The sequence below is a fragment of the Halomonas alkaliantarctica genome (assembly GCF_029854215.1).
GTDB classification, from domain to species: domain Bacteria; phylum Pseudomonadota; class Gammaproteobacteria; order Pseudomonadales; family Halomonadaceae; genus Vreelandella; species Vreelandella alkaliantarctica_A.
Genome location: NZ_CP122961.1, coordinates 3,078,877 through 3,103,202 on the forward strand (window position 1 = coordinate 3,078,877; position 24,326 = coordinate 3,103,202).

Below are 24,326 nucleotides of genomic sequence, written 5' to 3' on the forward strand. Positions count from 1 at the left end.
TTAGTCATTTAATGCCATAGTCATTAAAAAAGTGCGCCCTTTACTTTCACCGAGCTCCCGTGACGGCTGGCAAGAACGTCTATACGGACGGGCATTTGCTCTTTGAGTTCGCTGACATGGGAGATCACCCCAATCATGCGTCCGCCCATTTGCAGTTCGCTGAGCATGGCGATGGCTTGATCCAGCGCATCCTGGTCGAGGCTGCCGAAACCTTCATCGATAAATAGCGTATCCAGCTGAATACCGCCAGCGTAAGCCTGCACCACGTCTGAGAGTCCCAGTGCCAGCGAGAGCGCAGCCATAAACGACTCCCCACCGGAGAGCGTGGCTACCGAGCGGTTCTTACCAGTGTAGGTGTCGGCCACATCAAGCTCCAATCCCGACGCTTTGTTCCCTTTGGAGGGATCTTCCCGCCGCACCAACTGATAACGTCCCCGGCTCATGCGCACCAAACGCTCAGAGGCTTGAATCAATACGTCATCCAGCAACACACCCAGCACAAAGCGCTGCAGACTAATGCGATGTCCGGTACGGCCATTAGCGACTTCGCTTAGCGTGCCCCACAGCTGATACTGGGCTTCGAGCTCTGCCTGCGCCGTGTGGGTAGTCGCAAGCTTTTGACGAATACCGTGTAGCGTGGTCAACCGCCCATCCAGCCCCCGCCATGCCTCTAGCTGGATGTTCTCCTCTGCCTGGGCGACCTCGGTTATCCTCGCTAGAGAGGCCAGATCCGGCGGCGTTTTGTCCGCAAGCTGGGTTTGGTAGTTCTCCAGCGCGCCTTCAAGCTCGGCTAGGCGGCGTTGGTACGCCTCTACCTGGCGAGTCAAATCTTGCCGCTGGATGTCGTCCAACTGCGCAGCCTGAAACGCCGCCTCATCACCAAAGGGACTGGCCTGCAACGCGGCTTGCCACTCTGACTGGACCTGCTGGAGCGACTGTTCGCTGCGTTCGATTCGCTCGTTCGCTCCGCGTAGCTGCTCTTCCGCTCGCGCCAGCTGGGTTTGGCTGGTCGAGAGTGCCTGCTGGGCGCTCTCCCAGGCTTTTTCAAGCTGGGCGATCTGGTGTTCAAACTCACCGAGAGTTCGGCGCACTGCCTCAGGATCGCGGGCTTCTTCCGGCAGCGATTGACTCATCTGGTCACGCTGACTCTCTAGGCGCAGCGCGTCCTCTTTGGCCTTTTCAACCTCGGGCCGCTGGGCTTTAAGCTGCTTATCCAGCGCGCCCCACTCGCGGCGCAGCGCATCCCGAGCGGCAGTTTGCTGGCTAATCTCACGCTCTACGCTTTCTCTGCGCTGAACTTGGCGGCGCAAGCCTTCGCAGGCATTTTGCAGCTCACTCAGTGGCTGGCCAGCCCACTCGCCCAACTGCTGATTAAGCCGCTGGCCCTGCTCTGCGTTGTAGTTAATCTGCTGCTCAAGCTGATGGTGATGGCGTTCGGCGCTCTGGCATGCCTGGCGAGCTTGCTCTTGCGTTGATCTAGCTTCTTCAACCTGCGCCTGGCTGACCACGTCTGCACTGTTGGCTGCTGGGGCTGGATGCTCCAGGCTGCCGCATACCGGGCAAGGGAGATCCTGTTCAAGGGTAAGCGCTAACAGCGCGGCCTGCCCCTGGTGCCAACGCATCTCCTGCTCAGTGGCGTGGCGTTCCGCCCGTTCTGCTTCGTTTTGCTGGCGGTTGAGTGCATCAGCCGCCTGCTGCTGATGCTTGGTTAACTCCTGCCCCTGCCGGTTGAGTTCATCCAGCTCTTGGCGCTGGGTCAGCAGGTTGTGATGGCGACTTAGCTCAACGGGGGCGCTGGCCAGCTGCTGATACTCTGTTTGTAAACGCTCCAGATTAACGCCGATCGCTTCGCCCTGCTGACGAATGCTATCTAGCTGCGCCTCATCGCGCTTGAGTGCCACATCGGCTTGTTGCCAGGCGGCCTGCACCGTTTGATAACGCCCCTGCAGCTCGCTTAGCTGCTGGCCTTTACGGATAAACTCACCCAGCTGGCGATGCCGTTCCCGCAGCGTGGGGAGCTCTGCCTGACGCTGGCGTGCCACTTCTAACGACTGCTGGGCCTGTTCGGCGTTAGTGCGTTGGGTGGCTAATGCGGTTTCCGCCTGCCGCTGATCGGCCTGGGCGGTGGTTAGCGCCTGCTGTGCTTGGTCTAGGGCAGTTTTATAGGGGCGCAGCGCCTGGGCGTGAGTGCTTTGCGCTAAACGCTCCTGAGTGTTTTCTATGTGAGCGTGCTGCTCAAGATGACGGGCTTTATCCGCGGCGAGCGTATCCCGGGCCTCAAATTGACGCTGCAGGGTCAGCGCCTCGTCGCGCTGTTTTTCGGCGCTACGGCGCTGCTGCTGCGCGGTTTCAAAGCGCTGCCGCGCTTGGTCTACCTGGGGTGCCAGCGCTTCAAGCTCTTGCCCTAACGAGGCTTCACTCTCAAGCTCACCCCCGGCGAGGATGCCACTGATATGCTGGCGATGGTCATTCACTGCCCGCTCGATTTGATTGGCCTGGGTGCGCAGGCGCTCTTCGATACGCTGAAAAATCTGGGTTTGAAACAGTTGAGAAAAGATTTTTTCGCGATCTTTTGAATCTGCTATCAGTAACTCGCGAAACTTACCCTGGGGTAGCACCATCACCTGGCGAAACTGGTTAGCATCCAGACCAATCAGGGTTTGCAACTCGGCGGTGGCATCATTGACCTTGCGGGCCACCAGACAGGTCTCCACCGCGCCATCCGCATTCAAGCGCCAAAGCTGGGCTTCAGCGTTATGGGTAGTGGTTCCTTCGCCGCGCGCTTTGGGGCGCTCCTGCTGGGGTACGCGGCGAACCCGGTAATCTTCACCACGTAGGCGAAAATCGAGCGTCACCTCCGTTAACAAAGCGGCATCGGCCTGATCGCAGCGCATCTGCGCAGGTTCACGCTCATTTCCCGTGGTCTGGCCATAAAGCGCAAAACACAGGGCATCAAGAATCGAGCTTTTACCGGCGCCAGTGGGACCATTAATCAGAAACAGCGGGCTTCTGCCCAGCACAGTGAAATCGATGGTCTCACTGCCCGCAAAAGGCCCAAACGCCTGAATGGTGAGGGTTAACGGCGTCATCCTTGAACCTCATCGCGTTGCAACTGATTAATTAATTCCGCCATGGCGCTAGCCTGCTCATCGCTCATAGCCTCCCCGCTGGTTTGATTGAAGAAGTCGCTGAACATATCCAGGGCATCAAAACGCAGCCGCTCGCGATCAAGCTGCTGATTGCCCCGAGCATCGAGCATGCCGGGCTTCTCCAGGTGCAGCACGTTGGGATACACCTCACGCAGTTTGCCCATGGGGTCGAGAATGGCGTGGCGGTCGGTAAGCCGCACCAGCAGGTAGTCGTCGGCATTTGCGTCCGTTCGCCCCTGGGCAATCAACGCATCGATCTCGCCCTCGAGTACGCGAACTTCACGACTAGGTATGAGGGGTATCTGCTCGATCTGGGTGACGCCGCTCGCATCAAGATCCACCAACGTCACGCCTTTACGCTGGCTGGCTTCGGAAAAGCTATATTTGAGCAGCGAGCCACTGTAGCGAATATGTTCGCCGCCGCGGTACTGGGGGCCGTGAAGGTGGCCGAGCGCGACGTAATCAAAGCTTTCCATAGGTTCCCAAGCGACACTTTCGGCGCCGCCCAGGGTCAGCGGGCGTTCAGAGTCAGAGGCGCTGCCGCCATCCACAAAGCAATGGCTCATCAGTACGCAGGGGCGTGTGGGATGACGCTGCTCCTCGATGCGTTCAACCAGGTAGCGGTGGGCGCCGTCAAAATCACGCACGTCAACGTTAAACTGGCTGCGCACATGCTCGGGGTCGGCGTAGGGAATGCCAAACACATCCATCTCAACGCCCTTAATGGACAGCGTTACAGGCGTGGCAAAGTCGGCTAGGTCGGAAAGGATATGCAGCCCGGCCTGACGTAGGTGGCGCGCGCCGAAGCGAAGCCGCTCGGCGCCATCGTGATTGCCCGAGATCATAATCACCGGCAGCTTGCGCTCCTCACAGAGGGCGTGGAGCACTTCATCCAGCAGGGTTACAGCCGCTGCAGGCGGCACCGAGCGGTCGTAGATATCGCCCGCAATCAACACCGCATCGACGTTTTCCCGGTCAATGATCTCGATAAGTTGGTCGAGCACATGGCGCTGGTCATCCAGCAACGACAGGTTGTGGAACAGCCGCCCCAGATGCCAATCGGCGGTGTGAAGTAGACGCATAACAGGCTCAGGAAAAAGTGTGTAGCGGGATGATAACAACCCGACACGCTATCTACTCACAAAACTCCATTTCACCATAAAAAAGCCCCGCACACGGGCGGGGCTAGTCGACACTATAAAATCTTACTAACGACGAAAGGCATCAGGGTAGCTGGTGAGATCAACCCCCCACATGACCGGCAACAGGAAGTATACCGCGGCCACAATCAGCAGCATGGCGATGATATTGATCCAGAAGCCGGTACGCACCATCTCGATAATTTTCAGTTTGCCAGTGGCGAAGATGATGGCATTGGGCGGGGTACCTACTGGCAGCATAAAGGCACAGTTGGCCGCCATTGCGGCGGGCACCATCAGTACAAAGGGATGAACATCTAGCGCCAGCGCCAGCGACGCCAGCACCGGTAGTATCATGGTGGCCGTGGCGGTATTCGAGGTGATTTCGGTCAAGAACAGCACCATGCCGGTCGCCAGCAGGATCACCAGCAGGAAGTTGACGCCTTCCAGTACGCTCATTTGCCCGCCAATCCACTCTGCCAGACCGGAAGAGCCGAAGCCTGCGGCAATCGCCAACCCACCCCCGAACAGCAGCAGAATGCCCCAGGGTACGTCTTTCGCCACGTCCCAGCCCAGTAAGCAGCCGCCTTTGTTTTTGGAGGGAATCAAAAACAGCAGCAGCGCAGCAACTATGGCGATCATGGTGTCATTGATACCGGGGATATTGATGATCTGCCCCTGCCACAAGAACGAACGGGTAATCCACATAAAGGCAGCGAACAGAAACACTGCCAGCACCGCTTTCTCCTCGAAGCTGGTGTTACCCAGCGCTGCTTTTTCTTTGTTAATCAGCTCCCGTCCGCCCGGCAGGTGGCTAAACTCGATGCGGAAAAACACCCTCGTTAGTAGTAGCCAGGTGCTAAACAGCAGCACCAGTACGACGGGAAAAGCAAACATGAGCCAACCGGCAAAGGAGATCTCGATGCCAAACAGCTCATTCACAATGGCAGCGAGGATGATATTCGGTGGGGTGCCGATTAGCGTGCCCAACCCCCCAATGGTACCGCCATAACCGATACCAAAAATCAGTGCTTTGCTGAACTTATCGATTTCGGCACTGTGGTCGCCATCACTTTTCGCCAGCTCTTGGCTCACCTGGTAGACGATAGCGGTACCAATCGGCAGCATCATCATGACCGACGCGGTGTTGGAAACCCACATGGACAAAAAGCCCGTCGCGGCCATAAAGCCAAAGACGATGCTATTAATACTGGTGCCCAGCACGGCAATAATCGACAGTGCGATACGCTTGTGGAGATCCCACCGCTCCATTGCCAGCGCGATCAAAAAGCCGCCCAGGAACAGGAAAATAATTGGATTGCCGTAAGCGGCGGTCACCGTATTGCCATCCAGCGCGCCGGTAACCGGCAATAGCACAATGGGCAGCAACGAGGTCGCGGGAATAGGAATGGCTTCAGTGATCCACCATACGGCCACCCATAGAGTGGTGGCGAGCACCATGCGCCCTTCAAAGCTCAAGTCTTCAGGGTGAAAAAACATCACCACAAAAGCGAACAGCAAAGGGCCAAGCAACAGGCCGATCTTCTGCGGGGTGGTGTAAGCGGGTGGTTTAGGTTGAGGGGAAGGATCACGCTTGGTATTCGAAGTCGCGGCGTTGGCGGCCCCTCCCGTTGGGAGCGCGCACATCAATAAGTTTTTAGCTTGGTAGTGGGAATGCCATAGCTGATCCCACACCGTCATCAGGGCAGTTTTTTGCATACAATTTGCGCCACTTACGGTCAGAGTGAAAAGAACAAATCGAGGATCAACATTCCGATATATACGCACGCAGGGCGATACGGAACCTCATTTGGCGCCCTTTATTAACTGCAATAGGCCATTAGTCCAGTAATTTGCTGCTAGCTACAACCAAAGTCTAACAACTTTAGTTGTAACTGATGGCAAACAGCACCCGTTCGAGGTATTTATCAAGCCAAATACAACCGCGGTGCAATAAACCTTTGCCGCCGCCTTTTCGCATTTGCTTCTCACTCACGGCTATATTAAGCTCGGTTCGTACAACACACGTACAACTCAAATTCAGGCGGTTATCTCAGCTTAACCGCCGTCTCATTAGCAATCACACGGAGCCGTGATATGCATAACGAAACGTCAAGCGACCTTTCCCAGGCGGGTCTTAACATCGCCATTCAAGACATCAAGGATGAACTGTTCGACACTCCCGAGTGCGACTACGCCATTGCCCAACTACTTACCCACTGGGGCCAGGCTGAAAAAGCCGAGCAAGTGCTGGATGAGATGCTGATGAAGTGGGGTACGTCACCCGAGGTGCTTGCTTTAACACAGCGAGGGTATACTGAGATGATTGGCAGCAGTGAGCTATTTGCGGATAACGACGAAATCATCAGAAAACCGCAAAAATCCACTCCTGCGGCTCTTGAGGTCGTGGCTGCTTGAACTAGAGGCTAGATCGCCAAGGCAACAAGCATCATTGACTAATGCCCCTGCCCTCTGATGGGGCAGGGGCATTTTTATTGCGTGAATGCAGACGTTAATCCAAGTGATCCAGCGTGACGATAATGTCTTCTGTTGAGACATCCACGTTCCAGAAGGTATAGCTGTCCTCATCCTCATCAACTAAGCGAATATCGAAATAGGGGTTGGTATAGCCCGTTAGCGTAACTCGCTGGGTATCGCCGTTCATTAATACATCTTTACCCAGCACATCTTCTTCCCAGCTTTTCGAGTTCCCTGGGCTCACGTACATATAGTAGATGGTGTAACCCGTTCGGTTGGTGATATCCACATAGTAGTCAGCGGCCATCGCCAGCGATGAAGCACATAGCGCAACAAGCGCAAATAACAACGTTCTAATTTTCATTGGAAAGTTCCCTGGTCTTTTTTTAAAGTAAACAGCAAGTTGCGTGCTAAGTACATAGGCTGCACGTTTTTTTCTCCAGCCACCCGCGTCATGCTTGTAGCTGGTAGAATATCGCCCCTTTCAGGCGCGTTAGCGGCTAAACGCCGCAACGTCACCTACCTTTTACTACCTGAGAGTTGCGCAATGATCGCCACCGCCCGCACCGTTTTCCGGCCACTTATACGGCTGGGTCTTATCCCGCAAATTTTAATCGGTATCGTTGCTGGGGTAGTACTCGCCCTGTTTGCACCGGGTATTGCGAGCAACGTGGCCCTGCTTGGCCAGCTATTTATCGCCGCCTTGCAGGCGGTGGCACCCATTTTGGTGTTTGTACTGGTAGCCGCAGCGATCTCTGCTCATCAAAAAGGCCAACCCACCCATATTCGCCCCGTGCTGGTGCTGTATGTGGCGGGCACGCTGATCGCCGCGCTCATTGCGGTAGCAGCCAGCTTTCTATTTCCCACCGAACTCGTATTGAATGCAGGCCAAGTTGATGGCAGCCCCCCCGGGGATATTTTTAGCGTTCTACGCGACCTGCTGTTGAATGCGGTGGCCAACCCGGTTAGTGCACTGATGGAGGCTAACTTTATCGCTATTCTGGCCTGGGCCATCGGCCTGGGTTTGACCCTGCGTCAAGCCAGCGATACCACCCGCCAAGCGTTGAGCGATTTATCTGCCGCGATCACTCGCATTGTGACACTGGTGATTCGTTTAGCGCCGCTGGGGATCTTTGGTTTGGTGGCAGGCACGCTGGCAGAGTCTGGCGTTGCGGCGCTGCTCAACTACGCCCAACTGCTAGGTGTGATTGTGGGCTGCATGCTGTTTGTTGCGCTAGTGAGTAATCCGCTGCTGGTGTACTTCACCACCCGGCAAAACCCTTATCCCTTGGTGTTTACGTGCCTGCGGGGTAGTGCGATTACCGCCTTTTTCACCCGCAGTTCGGCCGCGAATATCCCGGTGAACCTGGAGCTATGCCGCCGCCTGAAGCTGGACCCTGACACCTACTCCATTTCCATTCCGCTGGGCGCGACGATCAATATGTGCGGTGCGGCCATCACTATTACGGTGATCACTCTAGCAACCACTCATACGCTGGGCATTAGCGTCGACTTTCCCACGGCTCTACTACTGTGCGTGGTGTCAGCGTTGGCGGCCTGTGGCGTTTCAGGCGTGGCAGGCGGTTCACTGATGCTGATTCCCATGGCCGCCAACCTGTTCGGTATTCCCACGGAAGTGGCCATGCAGGCGGTGGCGATTGGCTTTGTGATCAGCGTGGTACAGGACTCCACCGAAACCGCGCTCAACTCCTCTACCGATGTGCTGTTCACTGCTGCCGCTTGCCAATCGCAAGAGGCCAATCGCTCTTAATATCTCCCAGGGGAGCGGCTGCTTATAACAGCCGCCCCCTCAGCGCGCGCCTATATTAACTATTTGATGGTTTGAAAAGGCTCGCCAAACGCTCGCGCTCATCATCTTCATAGAAGCTTGGGTCATCGAATAGGTCGCGCTGGGTATCATCGAAGATCATTTCTAATGCCCCTGCACTACTTTGTACCATCGGTTCGAAGTGAGCCGTATGAGTAATCAAGGCCGTTACATGGCGGCGACGATAAATGGCGTAAATCCCCAGCAGGGTAAATACGCAGGCAATATAGATCGGCAAGCCGTGACTACCCACAGCCGTCATCAGCGACCCCGCTGCAATCGGTGCGACGGCACAGCCCGCACCGTGCATTACCAACATATCCGCTGAGCCGGAGACAATTTCATCCGGGTGAAGCTGGTCGATCAATTGCGCCACCGCCAGCGGATAGAGTGAAAACGCCAAACCGCCCCAGATAAAATACAACCCCAGCAGCACTTCATGACTAGGCGCAAAGGGCATGCCCGCGGCGATCAGCGCTGCTAATAACACTACCCAGGTCATCACACTAGGGCGGTCGTGTTTATCGGAGAAGCGCCCAATGGGTATCTGCAGCAGCGCACCGCCAATAATCGCTACACTCATCACCAGCCCGACCCCGCCAATATCAAACCCCAGCTGCGTGGCGTAGACCGGGGTCATTGACCAAAATGCGCCCATCGCCAGCCCCGATAACGCGGCGGAGGCCACCGCTAGCGGCGCAAAGCCCAGCAACGCCCGCAGGCTACTTTTGGGCCGCTCGGGGATTTTAGGCTGAACGCGACGGGTCAACGTGATAGGCAAAAGAGCCCAACTGATCAGAATGGCGATGACGACAAAGAGTAAAAAGCCTTGCGGTGATGAGAGCCGCAGTAGCTGCTGAGCCGTGGCCAGAGCACCCAAGTTGACCACCATGTAGACGGCAAAAATTCGCCCCCGCTCATGGCTGGCAGCTTGGCTGTTTAGCCAGCTCTCAATTACGGTAATCAGGGTGATAAACGAAAGCCCATAGATCACCCGTAACGGTAGCCATACCCAGGGGTTGATAAACACCAGGTGTAAAAGCGCCACCGATGCACAAATAGAGGCACAGAAGCCAAAGGTACGAATGTGCCCCATGCGCCGAATTAAGCGCCCGCTCACCCAGGTGCCGCAGATAAAGCCGACAAAGTAGCCGGACATAATCATCCCCAGCATCGCGCTGGAGAATCCCTCCCCCGTGCCACGCAGGGTTAGCAGCGTATTCAGCAAGCCGTTGCCGAGCAGCAGTAACGCCACGCTGTATAGGATCGATTTAACCGGTTTGAGCATTGCCAATGAACGCATTGCGCTTCCTCGCAGCAGCCAACCTAAAGGTCATGCATAAAGAGTGCCACTGAAAGCGCTTGTGACAATCATTGACAGGCTAACGTTCTTTATATAGAACGTTCTATAAAAGGAACACAAGATACCAGAATGGATAAGCTTTCACTCAACACCCTGGGCCAACACCTTCAAGCCCTTCGACTAGAACGGGGCTGGTCACTGTCGCAGCTGGCCAGTGAGGCGGGAATTGCCAAGTCCAACCTGTGTCGCCTGGAGCAAGGCAACGGCAATCCGACCCTGGATACCATTTGGCGGTTGGCGGTGCAGCTCAACGTGCCTTTCGGCACCCTGGTGGCGCCAATCGGCGTGCCGCTGGGCGAAGATGGCGTTCAAGTACGTTTGATTGATCAAGGCAAGGATTCCCCCCAGGTAGACGCCTACTGGGTGCGCTGCGCACCACATACAATGCGTCATGCTGAAGCCCATACACCCGGCACTCGTGAATCGCTTACGCTGATCAGCGGCTGGCTGGAAGCAGGGCCAGAGGGCGCCACCACGCAACTCACGCCCGGGGACACCTTGACCTTCCCCGCCGACCAGCCACACCTTTATCGCACCCATGCAGCGGAGGCCACTTTGATGATGACCATCACCTACGGTGCAGAAGGCCAAACACCATGAGCCAAGCTGCCAGACACTCTCCAGTCCATAGCGCTCTTCAGGGCGTGCGAGAGGCCATTCCACTACTCGGTGGCTACATTCCGGTGTCGCTGTCATTTGGCTTAGTGGCTACTCAGGCAGGCTTTAGCACCCTGGAAGCCACGGCTATTTCAGCGCTGATTTACGCCGGAGCCTCGCAGTTTCTGTTTGTCGGTATGATCGCCACCGGTGCACCGCTGTGGCTGGTGGTGGCGATGACGCTGCTGATTAACGTTCGCCATGTGGTATATGGGCCTAACTTGGCGGCGTTACTGCCGCGCAGCCGCCACTGGCCCTGGCTAATGCATGGTCTTACCGATCAGGTATTCGCCCTTGCCTTAACCCGGCTGCCGCAACTGCCTGAGGTAAAGCGTTTTAGCTGGTTTGTTGGTGCATCGCTACTGGCCTGGGGCGCCTGGATCATTGGCACCGCGGTGGGCGCTACCGCGGGTGAGGCATTTACCGCCCGCTGGCCGCTGCTGGGTGAGATTATGCCCTTCGCCCTGCCCGCGCTGTTTTTGACCATGGTGGCGCCGCGCTTTACCGACAAGCGTTGGGCAGCCGCCATGGGCTGCACCATTCTAGCGGCGCTGTGTTTAACGCTGCTCGGCTGGAGCAACGTGGCGATTCCCCTAGCTGCCGCTTGCGGCGCGCTGTGCTTTTATTCCATGCAGTTCTATTCGGTGAAATTCGCAACCTGCAGGAGGCGTGAATCATGAGCAGTGCACTTTGGTTAGCGGTAGCGGTTTCTGCGTTTGGCACGTTGCTGATGCGGGTAGTGCCGTTTTTATGGATGCAGCGCCGCCTCAACAGTGAAAGCGGCCTTAATAACATGCCCCAGTGGCTGGGTATTCTCGGCCCGCTGATGATTGCCGCCGTGCTGGGGGTGTCCATTGTGCCGGTTAACCCAAGCGCTATTTCCTGGATTGCCACCGCCATCGGGCTTTCCATCACGCTGCTGGTGTGGTCGCGGGTACGCTCACTTGGCTGGCCGGTCGCGGCCGGCGTCGCGGTATTTGGGATGGTGGAGGTAGCGGCCTTCATTTGGTAATGCTTTGCATTAGCTTTTACGTCATGCCATCATCCCGGCTCTTAAATCCGAGCCAATCGTAAAGTGACATTAATGTTAAAAGCACACACTCATCGCAAGCATGTTTTTATGAGGGTGTTGCTGTTAACGCTGACGACGCTACTGCCCCTACTGGCAGCCGCTAACATGCCGAGCAGCCCTCCGGAACCGCCACGCATTGTGACGCTTTACCAAGGGGCTACCGACAGCGCCGTAGCCCTCGGATTGACGCCTATTGGCGTGGTCGATTCATGGCTGGAAAAGCCCATGTACCGCTACCTGCGCGATGCGCTTGATAGCGTCGAGCATGTGGGACTGGAAACCCAACCCAACCTGGAAAAGATTGCCTGGCTGAATCCTGACTTGGTCATTGCCAGCGACTTTCGCCATGCGCGGATAGCGCCGCTACTCGAAGATATCGCCACTACGGTATCAGCGCCTACGGTGTTTAACTTCAAAACCACACTCACGATGGTGGCTAGTGCCACTGGCCGCGAAGCGCAGGCGAATGAGCTGCTTCAGCAATGGAATGATCGTGTCGCCGACTTTCGTCAGCAGATTGCCGCCAGGCTAGGCAGCGAGTGGCCGCAAAAAGTGGCCGTGGTACGGTTTAAAAGCGACCACGTACGCATCTATACCAGCGGCTTTGCAGGCTCGATTTTAAATGAGCTGGGCTTTGAGCAACCGGATACACTGCAAAGCCAGCGTTGGGGCATGAAACTTTCCAGTACTGAAAACATCCCGGTGCTAGATGCCGATGTTATCTTTATTCTGCTTGAGCCGGATGACCCCGCCATTGCAGATAATTACCAGCACTGGGCTTCCCACCCTCTCTGGCAACAGCTGTCAGCGGTACAAACCGGGCGCGTATTTGAAGTTGAGCCGGTCAGTTGGATGATGGGTGGTGGAATCTTAGCGGCCAACGCCATGCTGGATGATCTGTATAGCCACTTTGGGCTGTTGCAACCCGAAGCGGCACAGCATCAGGCTTGCCTGCCTCGCTCCTCTGGGCACGGGGAGCCTATTTCATGCTAAACAGTGCTGCCGCAAAAAGTATCGGCCTGCTGCTTGGCGCGCTGGTGGCGCTAGCCGCCTTTTTCGCTAGCGTGATGTTAGGCACGACTGAAATCGCCCTCTCCTCGCTGTACGGTTCGTTCGCCCACTACGACCCTACCGACATCGCCCACATCATTCTTTTAACTGAGCGCTTACCCCGTGCGGTGATTGCCGCCCTAGTGGGCGCCAGCTTAGCGATTGCCGGCGCACTGATGCAGACCATGACGCGTAACCCGCTGGCGTCGCCGGGCATTCTGGGCATCAACGCAGGCGCGATGTTTTTTGTGGTAGTGGCAGTTTCGCTATTGCCGCTGCACACACCCGCTCACTACGTTTGGGCCGCGCTATTGGGGGCACTCATTGCCGCCATACTGGTGGTGGTGCTTAGCCGCGGCCGCCACGGTGAGCTCTCCCCTCTGCGGGTCGTGCTAGCAGGCGTTGCGGTAACGGCGATGTTTGTGTCGTTCAGCCAAGGACTCTTGGTGATTGATCAGCAAAGTTTTGAAAGCGTGCTCTACTGGCTAGCAGGCTCAGTGTCGGGACGTGATCTTTCATTGGTCGCACCCTTACTACCTCTCTTTGGCGGAGCACTGCTGCTCTGCGCCCTGCTGATCCGCCACGCCAATGCACTGTTGCTGGGCGATGACATGGTCACCGGGCTCGGCATGCAGGCCACCACCATCAAGCTGCTACTTGGTTTAATTGTGATTGTGCTAGCGGGTAGCTCCGTGGCGCTGGCGGGCATGATCGGCTTTGTGGGACTGATTGTGCCCCATATGGCGCGAGGAATATTTGGCATCGACCATCGCTGGCTGCTGCCCGCCTGCGCCCTGCTAGGTGCCTGTTTGCTGCTGCTGGCCGATCTAGGCTCGCGCTTTTTAATGCCACCTCAGGAAATACCGGTCGGCGTGATGACGGCGCTGATCGGCACGCCCTTCTTTATCTATCTGGCGCGACGCAAGATGGCTGGCCAATGAGATCAGACGCAACGTTAACCCTCCATAGCGAAGCAATCAGCGACAGTAAACGCTTACTGCGTAGCCTGACGATGCTAAGTCTTTTATTGCTAGCAAGCGCCGGACTGTCGCTCTGTTTAGGCAGTTTTCCCACGCCACCTCTGCAGGTGCTAGACGCACTAACGGCCCCGCAAAACAGCGATATCGCCTTTATTATTTGGCAGCTTCGGCTGCCCCGCATTACGCTAGCGATACTGGTTGGCGCCGCCCTGGCAATAGCGGGGGCGATTCTGCAAAGCATCGTGCGCAACCCGCTGGCCTCCCCGGATGTGATCGGCATTACCAGTGGCGCAGCGCTGGCGGCGGTGGTGTTCCTATCCCTATTGAGTTCGACTCTTAGCATTCACTGGCTGCCCGTTGCGGCCATGCTGGGAGCACTGGCTTCTGCTCTGCTGGTGGTTAGTCTGGCTTGGAAAAAAGGTATTAGTCCATCGCGCATGGTGCTGGTCGGCATTGGCCTGGCGGCGGCCATGGGCGCTGGCACCACCCTGTTAATCGTTATCAGCGATGATTCTGCCGCCATGACCGCCTATGTATGGCTCACCGGCAGCCTTTATGCGGCGCAATGGGACGATGTGTGGGGTTTATTACCGTGGATAGTCGTCACGGTGCCTATCAGCCTACTCTTCTCCCGCCATGCGGATGCCATGGCGCTGGGTGATAGCGTTGCCGAAGGGCTTGGCGTGGCGATTCTACGCAGCCGGTTGGTATTGCTAGCCTGCAGCGTGGCGCTGGCTGGCGGTGCGGTGGCGTTTGCCGGTGGCTTAAGCTTTGTGGGACTCATTGCCCCCCACCTGGCCGCTAGGCTGGTGGGGCGCAATATGGCACGCTTGGTGCCCGCGTCAGCGTTGGTCGGCGCCTTAATCGTACTTTACGCCGACCTGCTGGGCCGAGTGGCCTTTTTGCCCAAAGACCTTCCCGCAGGCATCTTTGTGGCCGGGATAGGCGCGCCCTTCTTCGTTTATTTGCTGCATAGATCGCGAGCTCGCTTTTAGTGCGAATTGACGAAAAAAAGCGGCGCCCCGAAGGCGCCGCCAAACAGTTACGAGTATAGAAAGCGGCTGACTAGAAATCCAACTGATACCCCAGCGTGAAAGTGCGGCCACGCCCAGTGAAGTAGTACTCATCGCTGATGCGTGCGGCTTGAGAGTAGTAAGTGAGGTAATCCTCATCGGTGAGGTTTTCGATACCCACTGACACCCTGCCGGTGGGCAGGCGATAAGCCAGAGAAGCATCCACTAGGCCGTAGCCGTCAAAATCAAGCGCAGGATTATCGACGCTTCGATCAAAGTAGTAACTACCCTGTAAGCGCGTGGAAACGCGGTCGTTCCAGGTAGCGCTCCAGCCCAGTTTGAGCGTATCCGGGGCGATATTGATACCGGTGAGTTTGGTTTCCACGCTGCCATCGCCATCCTGGTCCGACTCGCCTTCGGTGTGGGCATAAGAAAGCGATAAGTCGTGCTTGTCCGCCACCTGCATGTCGCCGGTAATCTCAACGCCCTGGATCTCGGTCTTCTCACGGCTGCCTACCCAAGAGCCATTCTGCTCGGTAAGCCGCTGGCCGTAATCCGAGTTAGACTCGTAGTAACTGATCTCTAGCCCATAGCCATCCCAGTCAAAACGGGCGCCGATCTCGCGGTTATCGGTCACGATGGGTTGAAGTTGCAGCAAGGTATCCACATCCTGGCCCGCCGTGCCAATGCCACGTAGCACCCGGCCCACGTCGGGCATGCCAAATCCTTCAGAGTAGTTGGCATAAAGCTGGGCCCAGTCGGTGGCTTGATAGGTTAAGCCGACGTTGTACAGCGTCTCATCGAAGCTGGGCTTGCCGCCATCAACGGTGACGTTGTCTTGGGTGACATTGCTGCGGTCGATGGTTTGAAAGGTATCCACTTCCAGTTCGGCATGCTCTTGACGCACCCCAGCGTGCAACGTCAGCGGATCCGCCAGCTTAAACTGACCTTGCAGGAACGGCGCCAAATTACGGTAGCGGCTTTCCGGCACGTAGGTACGCCCGGTATGTACGAGCATTTGGCTGGTCTCGTCTTCCAGCACGTCCAAACCGATCGTCACTCCCAAGCGGTCGTCCAGCATGCCGTCACGGTTCAAGGTGAACTTGGCGCCCATTTTGTCGGATTCATTCCGCGTCTGGTCGTATTGGGTATCGCCCGCGCTATCCACATAGGGGAAAAAAGGCGTGGTAGCAAAGCGCGCGCGGAAGCGCTGGCGATAAATCTGGGCGTCCAGCTCGTTGCCAAACCAGTCAGCGTGAGAGTAGGAAAGCCGCGCCGAGGTCACTTCGTTGAACCCAGGCTCGCCATCACGACGGCCTTTGCGTGCTGTGGTGGGAACACCTGCGGAGCGGTCACCTGCTACCGGCACGTAATCATTGCCCTCTTCCAAATCGAAGTGGTTCAGCGAGAACTCAATATTCTGATTGTCGTCGATCCAGTAACCAAGTTTGCCGAAAAGATCGTAGCTTTCCGAGTTCTGCAGCTCGCCTGGATAAGCGATACCGACCACCTCATCATTGCCGTCGTAGAAGACCCCGCGTTCCTGACGCGTCGCGGCCGCAACGAAATCCCAGTCGCCTTGCTGGCCGCTAATTCGGTAGTCCAGCTTGTGGCCCAGCCCACCTGACTGGAGATCATCATCCGAAGTCAGGCTAATGCCTGCGTGCTGGCTAATGCCACCGCCTTCGGCGCGCCGGGTCACTAGATTGATCAAGCCTCCCGTAGCGCCTAAACCATGCTCGGCGCTGGCGCCGTGGATCACTTCAATACGCTCAACCATGGAAAGATCAATGGTATAGCTATCCCGCGAGCTATCACGCAGCGGGTTGGACTGCGGCACCCCATCAATCAGGAAAAGCGCATCGCGGCCACGAAATGTCTCCCCCGCATTGGAGAGCTTTTGGCGGCTGGGAGAATAGGAGGGAATCAAGTTACTGAGCACCTGGCCCGGGTCGTCGGTAATGGCTAGCTGCTGCTCGATCTGTTCACGGGTAATGATCGTTACCCGCTGTGGCGTTTGGCCCGCTTCGCTATGGCTGCGGGTGGCGGTAACCACCATAGTCGAGGCGGCATCACTAGCGCCGCTTTGCGGCTCTGCGGATGCAGACTCCTGCCCATAAGCGTGGCTGGCAGCGACCAAGCCAGCAAGCGTCACCGTGGGCCAAAATACCTGGCGTTTCTTAATGTACATGTATTTTTTATCCCCTTGCTTTTGAGTGAGCTTTTCTTTTAAATCGTAATCTATATCTAAATGATAATAATTATTATATTTAAACAGGCCATATGAGTCTACCCAAGCGGAAGGGACCGCTCGTTGTAACTCCATCATTTTTATCCTCCTTACGTCGCTTTCTCTCCATGGCTGGTGCTCATAGGCGCTGAGCAATTGCTTACTGAGCAAAGGAAGATATTGAAAATGAGAATATTTTGTCTTACGGTTCTGCCTGTATTACCAACCACAATGAGCGTCTCCATGACCCACCTTCCTCACCAGCCACCTAGTTTGACGGGCCAAGCCCTACACGCGGGCTATGACACTCGACGTGTACTGGATGGTGTCGACATCGCGGTCGAGGAAGGCAAACTCACGGTGCTGTTAGGTCCCAATGGAAGTGGCAAGTCGACGCTGCTGAAAACACTTGCCCGCACGCTCACACCTAGTGATGGGCATGTATATTTGGACGGCAAGGATATCCATCGCAGCAAAACACGGGAGGTGGCCAAGCGCCTGGGGATTCTCCCCCAAGGTCCGGTGGCGCCTGAGGGGCTGAGCGTAAAGCAGTTGGTGGGGATGGGGCGTTTTCCGCACCAGGGGCTATGGCAGAAAAATGCCCGGCAAGACGCCGAAGCTATTCGTGAAGCAATGGCTTATACCAACGTGACTGAGTTTGCCGAGCGCAACGTCGATGCGCTCTCCGGCGGCCAGCGCCAGCGCTGCTGGATTGCCATGGTACTGGCTCAACAAACCGATCTGATTCTGCTTGATGAGCCCACTACCTTTTTGGATCTAAAGGTGCAGGTTGATTTGCTGGAGCTACTTTCGCGCCTAGCCCATGAAAAAGGCCGCACCCTGCTACTGGTGCTCCACGATCTAAACTTGGCCGCCGCCTACGCTGACCATTTAGTAATGATGTGTGATGGCCGTATTGTCACCTACGGCGCACCCACTGACGTATTCACCGCTGCCAACCTTAAGCGCGTTTTTGACCTGGACGCCCATGTCATCCACGACCCCGAAAGCGATAGCCCGATTTGCGTACCGCGTAAACTTCGCCAGCACGCTAGGAAAACAGAAGCTTCAGCAGCGTTTTAATCGTTAAAATACAGTTTCGAGTGGCGTGCTCATAAGAGCAGAGAGTTAGAGCGCTTAACGTTTAACAATGTTAATTCCAACCTAGCCGCCACAAAAAAGCGCATATGGATGATGGTGTCACTCATGTGAACCACCAGCGCCAACCCGCCGCACTAAGCATGCCCATTGCAATTGACACTAATGGGTTTCTCATGACTACGGCCACCGTACCCGCCGCAATGGCCGCAAGCCGAACGCCGCCGTCTCCATGCACAATGATAGGTGTAATAACGGCAATCAAAACTGAGCTAGACATGGCATCGACGAATAGCCGTACACGAGGACCTAGTGGCACACGCGACATGATTAGCAGTCCCAGTACTCTGGAACCATAAGCAATTGCCACCATTAGCATGATGGCTATCAATGACTGCCACACGGGGGATGAACTCATGAGGCGCTTTCCCTTAACCAGTGTCCTGGCAACAATACGGCCACCACGCCACCGGTCAGGGCGCCCACCATAACGTGTAGGTAAGGCGGCAACCACCAGTACGCCATTAATGCACTCGCCGCTGCTGCCAACCAGGGTAGGGCCATCGCCGCTCTGGGGTTGCCACCGACAACGATCATCAGCAGAAAACACAGCATGATCACATCAAGGCCAAAGCGTTCAGGCTCGGTAATACCTCCCCCAAAGGCTAGCCCTATCGCAGTGCCCCCGACCCAGGCACCCCACAGTGCGATGCCGCCACCTAGCAAAATACCCAGGTTTCGCTCGCCGCGCTGATACTCTCCCAGCGCCATTGCCCAATTGGAGTCAGTTAGCAGGATCACCATCGCGAATTGCTGGCGTTGAGGTAACGCCTTGAGCCAAGGGTAAAGCGCCGCACTCATCAGCATATGCCGGGTATGAATTGCCAGTGTGACCGCCGCCAGAGCAAGCAGTGGCAGAGGCGAATGCCACATCTCTAGAGCAGCAAACTGCGATGGCGCCGCGAAGACAAACAAGCTCATTAGCATCGCCTCCCAGCCAGCAACCCCCTGATGCACAGCGGCGACGCCAAACGCCAAGCCAAAAGCGATTGTAAAAACCGCCAAAGGCATCATCATGCGAATCCCTTTCCAGGTGCCCGTGATATCAAGCCGAGTAGGATTTTCTTTTACTTTCATTGCTTAACCATTCTCCGCGAAGCGGGCTGCAACAAAAACAAACAGACCTGCTTGTTTTTTTATTATTTGAAGTCTAGATTGAATTATGTACACGCGCCATAGCTGGTGATGTGTCAATAAGGCGAAACAATACAACAGAAAAAAACAGCCGATTAAATCGGCCCGGGAAACTACATGAACTTCACTCGTAATACGCTGACACTCGCCGTTGGAGCGCTGGTCTTACCTGTCGTTGCTTCTTCGGCCAATGCCGCAACCTCCTTTATTGCCAATTCGTTCTATGACCAACAACATCCCCACTCTCGTTACGGCTATATCGAGTGGGCAGAAATGGTCAAGGAGCTCTCGAATGGTGAACTGCAACCCGAGGTTTATACCGGCACCGTACTGCTGGCACCACGCGCTAACCTTCAGGGTATCCAGGATAACGTGGTTCAGGTGGCTCACCATGCGGCTATTTACACGCCTTCTGAAATGCCGGTCGCGAATGCCGTGCAGGAGTTGGGGTTTAACTATGATGACCCACTGATTGGCATAATGGCGGTAACAGACTTCAGCCTTAATAATCCGACCCAGCTAGCCGAGTGGGAAGAGTTGGATATTGTCTATCTGGGCGCCTATAACACGCCTTCCTATGTGCTGTTCTGCCGCGAGCCAGTTCGCAACCTAGAAGAGCTACGTGGTAAGCGTATTCGTACGGCTGGCTCGACGGTGTCTGCCTGGGTCGAGCAAGCTGGGGGAACGCCTGTCAATGTGCCTTCCAGTGAAATGTATAGCGGCCTCGATCGGGGATCGTTGGATTGTGCAACGAATGCGGCTAACGACTTGATAGATCGGTCTCTTTGGGAAGTCGCCGAGCATACGACGCTGCTGCCCACCGGCATGTATTGGTCTGGCCCTCAATGGGGATTCAACTCGGGCTTTTGGGCTAGCCTCAGCGATGAAGAGCGCGATGTCTTTAAAGAAGCGACGGCTAAAGCAATGACACGCATGATTGTTCAGTATCTGGGCGCTTCTGAAGCCGCACTGGAAGAAGCCGCTTCCCACGGCAACAATATCTACGAGCCCGAAGAGGATCTGATGGCTTCCGTGGAGGCTTTCCGCGATGAGGCCTTGGCAAATGTCTACGATAAGGCCCGTGATGAGTATGGTGTTGAAGACCCAGAAGCGCTGATTGATGATTTCATCGCGACCTATGAAAAGTGGGATGCATTAATCAGTGAGGTTGATCGCGAAGACGAAGAGGCACTGGCCGAACTGGCCATGCAAGAAATCTACAATAAGCTTCCTGCAGACTACGGAATTTATTAACGCTGTAACACTTAGGCCGTCGCATTGAGGCGGCCTGGCCAAATAAGGGTTCGCTATGACGAAGCGACAAAATCAAGAAGAACGCTCACGCCAAACCCAGGCCCGGGTGACGCAAGCGACTATCGAATGCATTCTCGAGAAGGGCATTCGTGCCACTTCAACGGTGGATGTGGCACGTCAGGCGGGCGTTTCCCGAGGCGCTTTAGTTCACCACTATCCTTCTAAAACATTATTGATGCAGGCAGCGCTGGAGGACTTGCTGAGTCGCGAAGTCGAAAGCGTAAGAGAGATGGCCGTGAAGGTTAAAGCAGGCGAGCTTAACTTTGACAACCTGCTTAAAGCATTGCATGAGCACTTCAAGGGCGACCTTTACATGGTCACTCTTGAGTACCTCACTAATGCGCGAACCGATCCTGACATCATGAAAGTGTTAGTGCCGCTGGCCGCCAATTTCAATGACTCTTTGGAGCAAATTTGGGAACAATTGGTCGCCAGTTCCAAGCACACGTCGCATCAGAATCGCGTCGCTCTGAACGCCACCTTGTGCATGATGCGTGGCATGGGGGCTCAAAGCATCTGGCGTGATGACCCCGAGCTCTACCGCGATATGCTGCTGTTCTGGAAAGAGACGCTGCTGGAACTGGGTTTTTCTGCCTCAGATACACAAGTGAGTGAGCCCGCATGATCACCAAACACGTGGAGGCGTTGAGCCAGTGGATTGCCAAAAGCGCCATGGTGCTGGCCTCATTGTTTCTGGTACTGATGGCGCTGCATGTCTCATTGGATGTAGGCCTGCGCTACTTATTCGGAAAGTCATTTACCGGCACCCTGGAGTTTGTCTCTTTCTACTACATGGTCGCCGTCGTCTTTCTGCCACTCGCTTATGTGGAGCTTCAGCGGGAGCACATCAGCGTGGATGTGTTAGTGGGGAGGCTTCCGTCTAGGGCCCAGCTGGTGCTTTACCTGTTTGCCAGCACTCTTGGGCTCGTCTATTTCGGCATGCTCTGCTACCAGAGCTATCTTGATGCGGTTCGCGCCACGGTTCGAATGGAAACGGCCATGGCCAACTTTACCTTCTATCTTTGGCCCAGTCGCTGGGCGTTACCGGTTGGCTTTGCAGCTATGTGCCTGGCCATCCTCGCCAACATGATTAAGGCGCTGCAACAACGCCGAGCCCTTTAGGAGTTTCCTAATGAGTAATATCGAGATAGGCATGGCAGGCATTGCCATCGCCTTGGCCCTGATCGCCCTGCGCGTGCCAATCGGCATTGCACTGGGCTTGGTGTCCATCATCGGCATTGGTGAAATGACCAGCATACGCGTGGCCTGGGGGATGATTTCTGCCACGCCGTTTGACTTTGCAGGCACCTGGGAACTGACCGCTGCACCTATGTTCCTGTTCATGGGCTATTTGTGTACTAGCACCAATATGACCCAAGGCCTGTTTCACGCCATGCGCCTTTATCTGGCACGCCTGCCCGGTGGCCTAGCGGTTTCCAGTGTCATGGCCTCTGCTTTCTTTGCCGCCGCGTCGGGCTCTAGCGTAGCAACCTCGGCTGCAATGTCGCGTATTGCCGTGCCCGAAATGCTCAAGCATAACTACGACAAGGGGTTGGCTACGGGTACCGTCGCAGCATCTGGCACACTCGGCTCGCTGATTCCGCCAAGCGTGTTGCTGGTGCTCTATGGCGTTTATGCTCAAGTGTCGGTAGGCCAGCTATTTATGGCGGGGTTCATTCCCGGTGTGCTTTCAGCGCTGCTTTACATCGCCATGATCATGGTGAGAACCAAGCTGAATCCCAGTCTGGCGGGCAACACCGATGTGCGCTCTAGCTGGGAAGAAAAATGGGATGCCTTTAAGCATATTTGGCCGTTGCCGCTGCTGATCGGATCAGTGCTTGGCGGGATTTTCCTGGGTATCTTCTCACCTACGGAAGCAGGGGCCGTGGGTACAACCATTGCAGCCCTGATCGCCCTGGCACGTCGCACGCTCACCTTTTCAGCCATTCAGGAAGCACTGGTTCGCACGGCGGTGAGCACGGCAAGCATCTTCATTATTCTCATCGGGTCACTGTTTTTCACTCGTTTTCTAGCCATGAGTGGCGTACCCGCCGCTTTTTCCGAGTTGATTCTCGGTGTTAGTACTGAGACGTGGTGGATCATTCTTGCTGTCGCTGTGATCTATCTCGTACTGGGTATGTTTATCGACTCCATAGGTTTACTGCTGCTCACTCTGCCGTTAATCCTGCCCTTAGTAGAGGGCGCTGATCTCAACTTGATCTGGTTCGGCATCATCGTCGTCAAGCTGCTGGAAGTGGGGCTGGTTACCCCGCCTATCGGACTCAATGTTTATGTCATCAAAGGCGCGCTGGGCAATAGCGTCACACTGTCTGAAGTGTTCAAGGGCGTTACCTGGTTCATTGTCATGGATATTGTTGCCCTGTTGTTGATCGTGCTGATTCCAGCGCTTTCGCTCTATCTACCGCAAAAAATGTTTTAACGCCACTCTCACATGAAATACCCACAAGGAACACTCATGACAACAACACGTTTTATTAATGCCAACGTCATTGATACTCGCAACGGAAAGGTGCTCGCCAACCAGCAGGTGCGCATTCAGGATGGCCGTATCGTCGATGTGAGCGATTCGCCCCTTGAAGGCAGTGATGATCACGTCATCGATATTCAGGGTCACTTCCTGATGCCCGGTCTGGTTGATTCGCATGTCCACGTCACGGCTATCACACCCAATTTTGCCCTATTGGAGACGCTTTCGCCTTTCTATGTCGGTGCCAAATCAAGCGAGTTGATGGAAGCCATGTTGATGCGTGGATTCACCACCGTGCGCGACGCTGGCGGTGCAGATTATGGCCTGGCCAAAGCCGTAGACGAAGGCGCTTTGATCGGCCCGCGCATCATGTACGCAGGAAATGCCCTTTCTCAGACTGGCGGTCACGCCGACATGCGTGGCCCTGGGCAGCAAACCTTTGAAGGTTGTTTCTGCTGCGCGGGTCTCGGTCGTGTTTGCGACGGTGTTAGTGAAGTACGCCGGGCCGCTCGGGATGAGATCAGGAAGGGGGCCACCCAGATCAAAATTATGGCCTCAGGCGGTGTTTCTTCACCGACCGACCGTATCGATAGCACCCAGTTTTCGCTTGAGGAAATTGACGCCATTGTGGAGGAAGCCACTGCCGCCAATATTCACACCATGGCACATGCTTATACGGCACGCGCTATCAATCGGCTTATCCCAAGAGGCGTCAAGACCATTGAGCACGGCAACCTCATGGACGAGGAGAGCTGTCGGCTATTCCTTGAGTACGACGCTTACCTTACGCCGACGCTCTGCACCTACGACGCCCTAGCGAAGGAAGGTGTCGAGGCGGGGATGGCCGAGCACCTACAGCGCAAGGTGTATGATGTTCTGGATGCAGGCGGTAAGGCGCTAGAAATGGCCCAACGGTATGGCGTTAAAATGCTCTACGGCTCTGACCTGCTTGGTCGGATGCAGCGCCATCAGCTCAACGAATTCCATTTACGTAAAGATGTGGTACCGACCGACGAACTGATTCGTGCGGCAACAAGCCACGCCGCCGACGCTTATGGGCACACAGGCGATTTTGGCGAAATTATTCCAGGCGCAAGAGGGGATATTATCGTACTCAAAGACAACCCTTTGGATGATATCACCGTGCTTACTCAGCCTGATGAACAGCTCATGTTGATTATGAAGGGAGGCGTTTCTTACAAAAACACTCTCTAGAAAGCCCACAGTTTGGTTCTTCATTACAGCTCAAAAGCCTGGACTCTATACACATATA

At 55.7% G+C, this 24,326-nt stretch carries 22 protein-coding genes; 14 read left to right on the forward strand and 8 right to left on the reverse strand.

The annotated features are described in order from the left end of the window. Nucleotides 1-23: 23 nt before the first annotated feature. From QEN58_RS14135 to QEN58_RS14145, 3 genes are all read right to left on the reverse strand, one after another. Nucleotides 24-3,089, reverse strand: coding sequence for an AAA family ATPase (locus QEN58_RS14135; RefSeq protein ID WP_280104263.1), 3,066 nt, complete (start codon nt 3,087-3,089; stop codon nt 24-26). Further along, nucleotides 3,086-4,231: an exonuclease SbcCD subunit D gene (locus QEN58_RS14140; RefSeq protein WP_280104264.1), complete on the reverse strand. Its 1,146-nt coding sequence runs from the start codon at nt 4,229-4,231 to the stop codon at nt 3,086-3,088. Before QEN58_RS14140 ends, QEN58_RS14135 begins: the two co-directional genes overlap by 4 nt. A 126-nt stretch (nt 4,232-4,357) precedes the next feature. Beyond that, entirely contained in the window at nt 4,358-6,007 is a 1,650-nt protein-coding gene (locus tag QEN58_RS14145) for a DASS family sodium-coupled anion symporter (protein WP_280104265.1), read from the reverse strand. Between the two features lie 378 nt (nt 6,008-6,385). On the opposite strand from QEN58_RS14145, the gene QEN58_RS14150 reads away from it, so the two are divergent. Continuing rightward, nucleotides 6,386-6,706, forward strand: a complete 321-nt coding sequence (locus QEN58_RS14150; RefSeq protein ID WP_133729964.1) for a hypothetical protein — start codon at nt 6,386-6,388, stop codon at nt 6,704-6,706. A gap of 94 nt (nt 6,707-6,800) precedes the next feature. On the opposite strand, the gene QEN58_RS14155 is transcribed toward QEN58_RS14150, so the two are convergent. Then, complete coding sequence (locus tag QEN58_RS14155) at nt 6,801-7,130, reverse strand: DUF2790 domain-containing protein (protein WP_280104266.1); 330 nt, start codon at nt 7,128-7,130, stop codon at nt 6,801-6,803. Between the two features lie 183 nt (nt 7,131-7,313). Between QEN58_RS14155 and sstT the strand changes: the two genes are divergently transcribed. Beyond that, the gene (gene sstT / locus QEN58_RS14160) at nt 7,314-8,537 is read left to right on the forward strand and encodes a serine/threonine transporter SstT (RefSeq protein ID WP_280104267.1); all 1,224 of its coding nucleotides are present in this window, start codon (nt 7,314-7,316) and stop codon (nt 8,535-8,537) included. 55 nt (nt 8,538-8,592) lie between these two features. Here the strand turns inward: sstT and QEN58_RS14165 are convergent, their stop codons facing one another. Beyond that, nucleotides 8,593-9,897: an MFS transporter gene (locus QEN58_RS14165; RefSeq protein WP_280104268.1), complete on the reverse strand. Its 1,305-nt coding sequence runs from the start codon at nt 9,895-9,897 to the stop codon at nt 8,593-8,595. 129 nt (nt 9,898-10,026) lie between these two features. Here QEN58_RS14165 and QEN58_RS14170 point away from each other — a divergent pair, with 129 nt between their 5' ends. The 6 genes from QEN58_RS14170 to QEN58_RS14195 all read left to right on the forward strand — a co-directional run bounded on the left by QEN58_RS14170 (nt 10,027) and on the right by QEN58_RS14195 (nt 14,711). Beyond that, the gene (locus tag QEN58_RS14170) at nt 10,027-10,557 is read left to right on the forward strand and encodes a helix-turn-helix domain-containing protein (RefSeq protein WP_280104269.1); all 531 of its coding nucleotides are present in this window, start codon (nt 10,027-10,029) and stop codon (nt 10,555-10,557) included. Next, on the forward strand, nt 10,554-11,294 hold the full coding sequence (locus QEN58_RS14175; RefSeq protein ID WP_280104270.1) for an AzlC family ABC transporter permease: 741 nt from the start codon (nt 10,554-10,556) through the stop codon (nt 11,292-11,294). Before QEN58_RS14170 ends, QEN58_RS14175 begins: the two co-directional genes overlap by 4 nt. Beyond that, the gene (locus QEN58_RS14180; RefSeq protein WP_280104271.1) at nt 11,291-11,626 is read left to right on the forward strand and encodes an AzlD domain-containing protein; all 336 of its coding nucleotides are present in this window, start codon (nt 11,291-11,293) and stop codon (nt 11,624-11,626) included. Before QEN58_RS14175 ends, QEN58_RS14180 begins: the two co-directional genes overlap by 4 nt. 72 nt (nt 11,627-11,698) lie before the next feature. Continuing rightward, nucleotides 11,699-12,679, forward strand: a complete 981-nt coding sequence (locus QEN58_RS14185; protein WP_280104272.1) for an ABC transporter substrate-binding protein — start codon at nt 11,699-11,701, stop codon at nt 12,677-12,679. Then, complete coding sequence (locus tag QEN58_RS14190) at nt 12,673-13,677, forward strand: FecCD family ABC transporter permease (RefSeq protein WP_280104273.1); 1,005 nt, start codon at nt 12,673-12,675, stop codon at nt 13,675-13,677. The genes QEN58_RS14185 and QEN58_RS14190 overlap by 7 nt, the downstream gene beginning before the upstream one ends. Further along, the gene (locus QEN58_RS14195; RefSeq protein WP_280104274.1) at nt 13,674-14,711 is read left to right on the forward strand and encodes a FecCD family ABC transporter permease; all 1,038 of its coding nucleotides are present in this window, start codon (nt 13,674-13,676) and stop codon (nt 14,709-14,711) included. The genes QEN58_RS14190 and QEN58_RS14195 overlap by 4 nt, the downstream gene beginning before the upstream one ends. Nucleotides 14,712-14,781: 70 nt before the next feature. Here QEN58_RS14195 and QEN58_RS14200 read toward each other — a convergent pair whose 3' ends face one another. Further along, the gene (locus QEN58_RS14200) at nt 14,782-16,920 is read right to left on the reverse strand and encodes a TonB-dependent receptor (RefSeq protein ID WP_280104275.1); all 2,139 of its coding nucleotides are present in this window, start codon (nt 16,918-16,920) and stop codon (nt 14,782-14,784) included. A gap of 282 nt (nt 16,921-17,202) precedes the next feature. Here QEN58_RS14200 and QEN58_RS14205 point away from each other — a divergent pair, with 282 nt between their 5' ends. Beyond that, the gene (locus QEN58_RS14205; protein WP_280104276.1) at nt 17,203-18,042 is read left to right on the forward strand and encodes an ABC transporter ATP-binding protein; all 840 of its coding nucleotides are present in this window, start codon (nt 17,203-17,205) and stop codon (nt 18,040-18,042) included. Nucleotides 18,043-18,163: 121 nt separating this feature from the next. On the opposite strand, the gene QEN58_RS14210 is transcribed toward QEN58_RS14205, so the two are convergent. Both QEN58_RS14210 and QEN58_RS14215 read right to left on the reverse strand, forming a co-directional pair. Then, nucleotides 18,164-18,475, reverse strand: a complete 312-nt coding sequence (locus QEN58_RS14210; protein ID WP_280104277.1) for an AzlD family protein — start codon at nt 18,473-18,475, stop codon at nt 18,164-18,166. Then, the gene (locus tag QEN58_RS14215) at nt 18,472-19,194 is read right to left on the reverse strand and encodes an AzlC family ABC transporter permease (RefSeq protein WP_280104278.1); all 723 of its coding nucleotides are present in this window, start codon (nt 19,192-19,194) and stop codon (nt 18,472-18,474) included. Before QEN58_RS14215 ends, QEN58_RS14210 begins: the two co-directional genes overlap by 4 nt. Before the next feature lie 174 nt (nt 19,195-19,368). Between QEN58_RS14215 and QEN58_RS14220 the strand changes: the two genes are divergently transcribed. From QEN58_RS14220 to QEN58_RS14240, 5 genes are read left to right on the forward strand one after another with little or no spacing between them, the layout of a single operon-like run. Then, complete coding sequence (locus QEN58_RS14220) at nt 19,369-20,505, forward strand: C4-dicarboxylate TRAP transporter substrate-binding protein (protein WP_280104279.1); 1,137 nt, start codon at nt 19,369-19,371, stop codon at nt 20,503-20,505. Nucleotides 20,506-20,560: 55 nt separating this feature from the next. Further along, nucleotides 20,561-21,190: a TetR/AcrR family transcriptional regulator gene (locus QEN58_RS14225; protein ID WP_280104280.1), complete on the forward strand. Its 630-nt coding sequence runs from the start codon at nt 20,561-20,563 to the stop codon at nt 21,188-21,190. Then, a complete protein-coding gene (locus QEN58_RS14230) occupies nt 21,187-21,687 on the forward strand; it encodes a TRAP transporter small permease subunit (RefSeq protein ID WP_280104281.1) in 501 nt (166 codons plus the stop codon). Before QEN58_RS14225 ends, QEN58_RS14230 begins: the two co-directional genes overlap by 4 nt. A 10-nt stretch (nt 21,688-21,697) precedes the next feature. Then, the gene (locus tag QEN58_RS14235) at nt 21,698-23,005 is read left to right on the forward strand and encodes a TRAP transporter large permease (RefSeq protein ID WP_280104282.1); all 1,308 of its coding nucleotides are present in this window, start codon (nt 21,698-21,700) and stop codon (nt 23,003-23,005) included. Nucleotides 23,006-23,041: 36 nt separating this feature from the next. Further along, nucleotides 23,042-24,268, forward strand: coding sequence for a metal-dependent hydrolase family protein (locus QEN58_RS14240; protein ID WP_280104283.1), 1,227 nt, complete (start codon nt 23,042-23,044; stop codon nt 24,266-24,268). The last annotated feature ends 58 nt before the right edge of the window (nt 24,269-24,326 follow it).

What these genes read in the sequence shown, in the direction of transcription:
- QEN58_RS14135 (WP_280104263.1), bottom strand. Translation starts at nt 3,089, where the DNA reads ATGACGCCGTTAACCCTCACCATTCAGGCGTTTGGGCCTTTTGCGGGC.
- QEN58_RS14140 (WP_280104264.1), bottom strand. Translation starts at nt 4,231, where the DNA reads ATGCGTCTACTTCACACCGCCGATTGGCATCTGGGGCGGCTGTTCCAC.
- QEN58_RS14145 (WP_280104265.1), bottom strand. Translation starts at nt 6,007, where the DNA reads ATGCAAAAAACTGCCCTGATGACGGTGTGGGATCAGCTATGGCATTCC.
- QEN58_RS14150 (WP_133729964.1), top strand. Translation starts at nt 6,386, where the DNA reads ATGCATAACGAAACGTCAAGCGACCTTTCCCAGGCGGGTCTTAACATC.
- QEN58_RS14155 (WP_280104266.1), bottom strand. Translation starts at nt 7,130, where the DNA reads ATGAAAATTAGAACGTTGTTATTTGCGCTTGTTGCGCTATGTGCTTCA.
- sstT (WP_280104267.1), top strand. Translation starts at nt 7,314, where the DNA reads ATGATCGCCACCGCCCGCACCGTTTTCCGGCCACTTATACGGCTGGGT.
- QEN58_RS14165 (WP_280104268.1), bottom strand. Translation starts at nt 9,897, where the DNA reads ATGCGTTCATTGGCAATGCTCAAACCGGTTAAATCGATCCTATACAGC.
- QEN58_RS14170 (WP_280104269.1), top strand. Translation starts at nt 10,027, where the DNA reads ATGGATAAGCTTTCACTCAACACCCTGGGCCAACACCTTCAAGCCCTT.
- QEN58_RS14175 (WP_280104270.1), top strand. Translation starts at nt 10,554, where the DNA reads ATGAGCCAAGCTGCCAGACACTCTCCAGTCCATAGCGCTCTTCAGGGC.
- QEN58_RS14180 (WP_280104271.1), top strand. Translation starts at nt 11,291, where the DNA reads ATGAGCAGTGCACTTTGGTTAGCGGTAGCGGTTTCTGCGTTTGGCACG.
- QEN58_RS14185 (WP_280104272.1), top strand. Translation starts at nt 11,699, where the DNA reads ATGTTAAAAGCACACACTCATCGCAAGCATGTTTTTATGAGGGTGTTG.
- QEN58_RS14190 (WP_280104273.1), top strand. Translation starts at nt 12,673, where the DNA reads ATGCTAAACAGTGCTGCCGCAAAAAGTATCGGCCTGCTGCTTGGCGCG.
- QEN58_RS14195 (WP_280104274.1), top strand. Translation starts at nt 13,674, where the DNA reads ATGAGATCAGACGCAACGTTAACCCTCCATAGCGAAGCAATCAGCGAC.
- QEN58_RS14200 (WP_280104275.1), bottom strand. Translation starts at nt 16,920, where the DNA reads ATGTACATTAAGAAACGCCAGGTATTTTGGCCCACGGTGACGCTTGCT.
- QEN58_RS14205 (WP_280104276.1), top strand. Translation starts at nt 17,203, where the DNA reads ATGACCCACCTTCCTCACCAGCCACCTAGTTTGACGGGCCAAGCCCTA.
- QEN58_RS14210 (WP_280104277.1), bottom strand. Translation starts at nt 18,475, where the DNA reads ATGAGTTCATCCCCCGTGTGGCAGTCATTGATAGCCATCATGCTAATG.
- QEN58_RS14215 (WP_280104278.1), bottom strand. Translation starts at nt 19,194, where the DNA reads ATGAAAGTAAAAGAAAATCCTACTCGGCTTGATATCACGGGCACCTGG.
- QEN58_RS14220 (WP_280104279.1), top strand. Translation starts at nt 19,369, where the DNA reads ATGAACTTCACTCGTAATACGCTGACACTCGCCGTTGGAGCGCTGGTC.
- QEN58_RS14225 (WP_280104280.1), top strand. Translation starts at nt 20,561, where the DNA reads ATGACGAAGCGACAAAATCAAGAAGAACGCTCACGCCAAACCCAGGCC.
- QEN58_RS14230 (WP_280104281.1), top strand. Translation starts at nt 21,187, where the DNA reads ATGATCACCAAACACGTGGAGGCGTTGAGCCAGTGGATTGCCAAAAGC.
- QEN58_RS14235 (WP_280104282.1), top strand. Translation starts at nt 21,698, where the DNA reads ATGAGTAATATCGAGATAGGCATGGCAGGCATTGCCATCGCCTTGGCC.
- QEN58_RS14240 (WP_280104283.1), top strand. Translation starts at nt 23,042, where the DNA reads ATGACAACAACACGTTTTATTAATGCCAACGTCATTGATACTCGCAAC.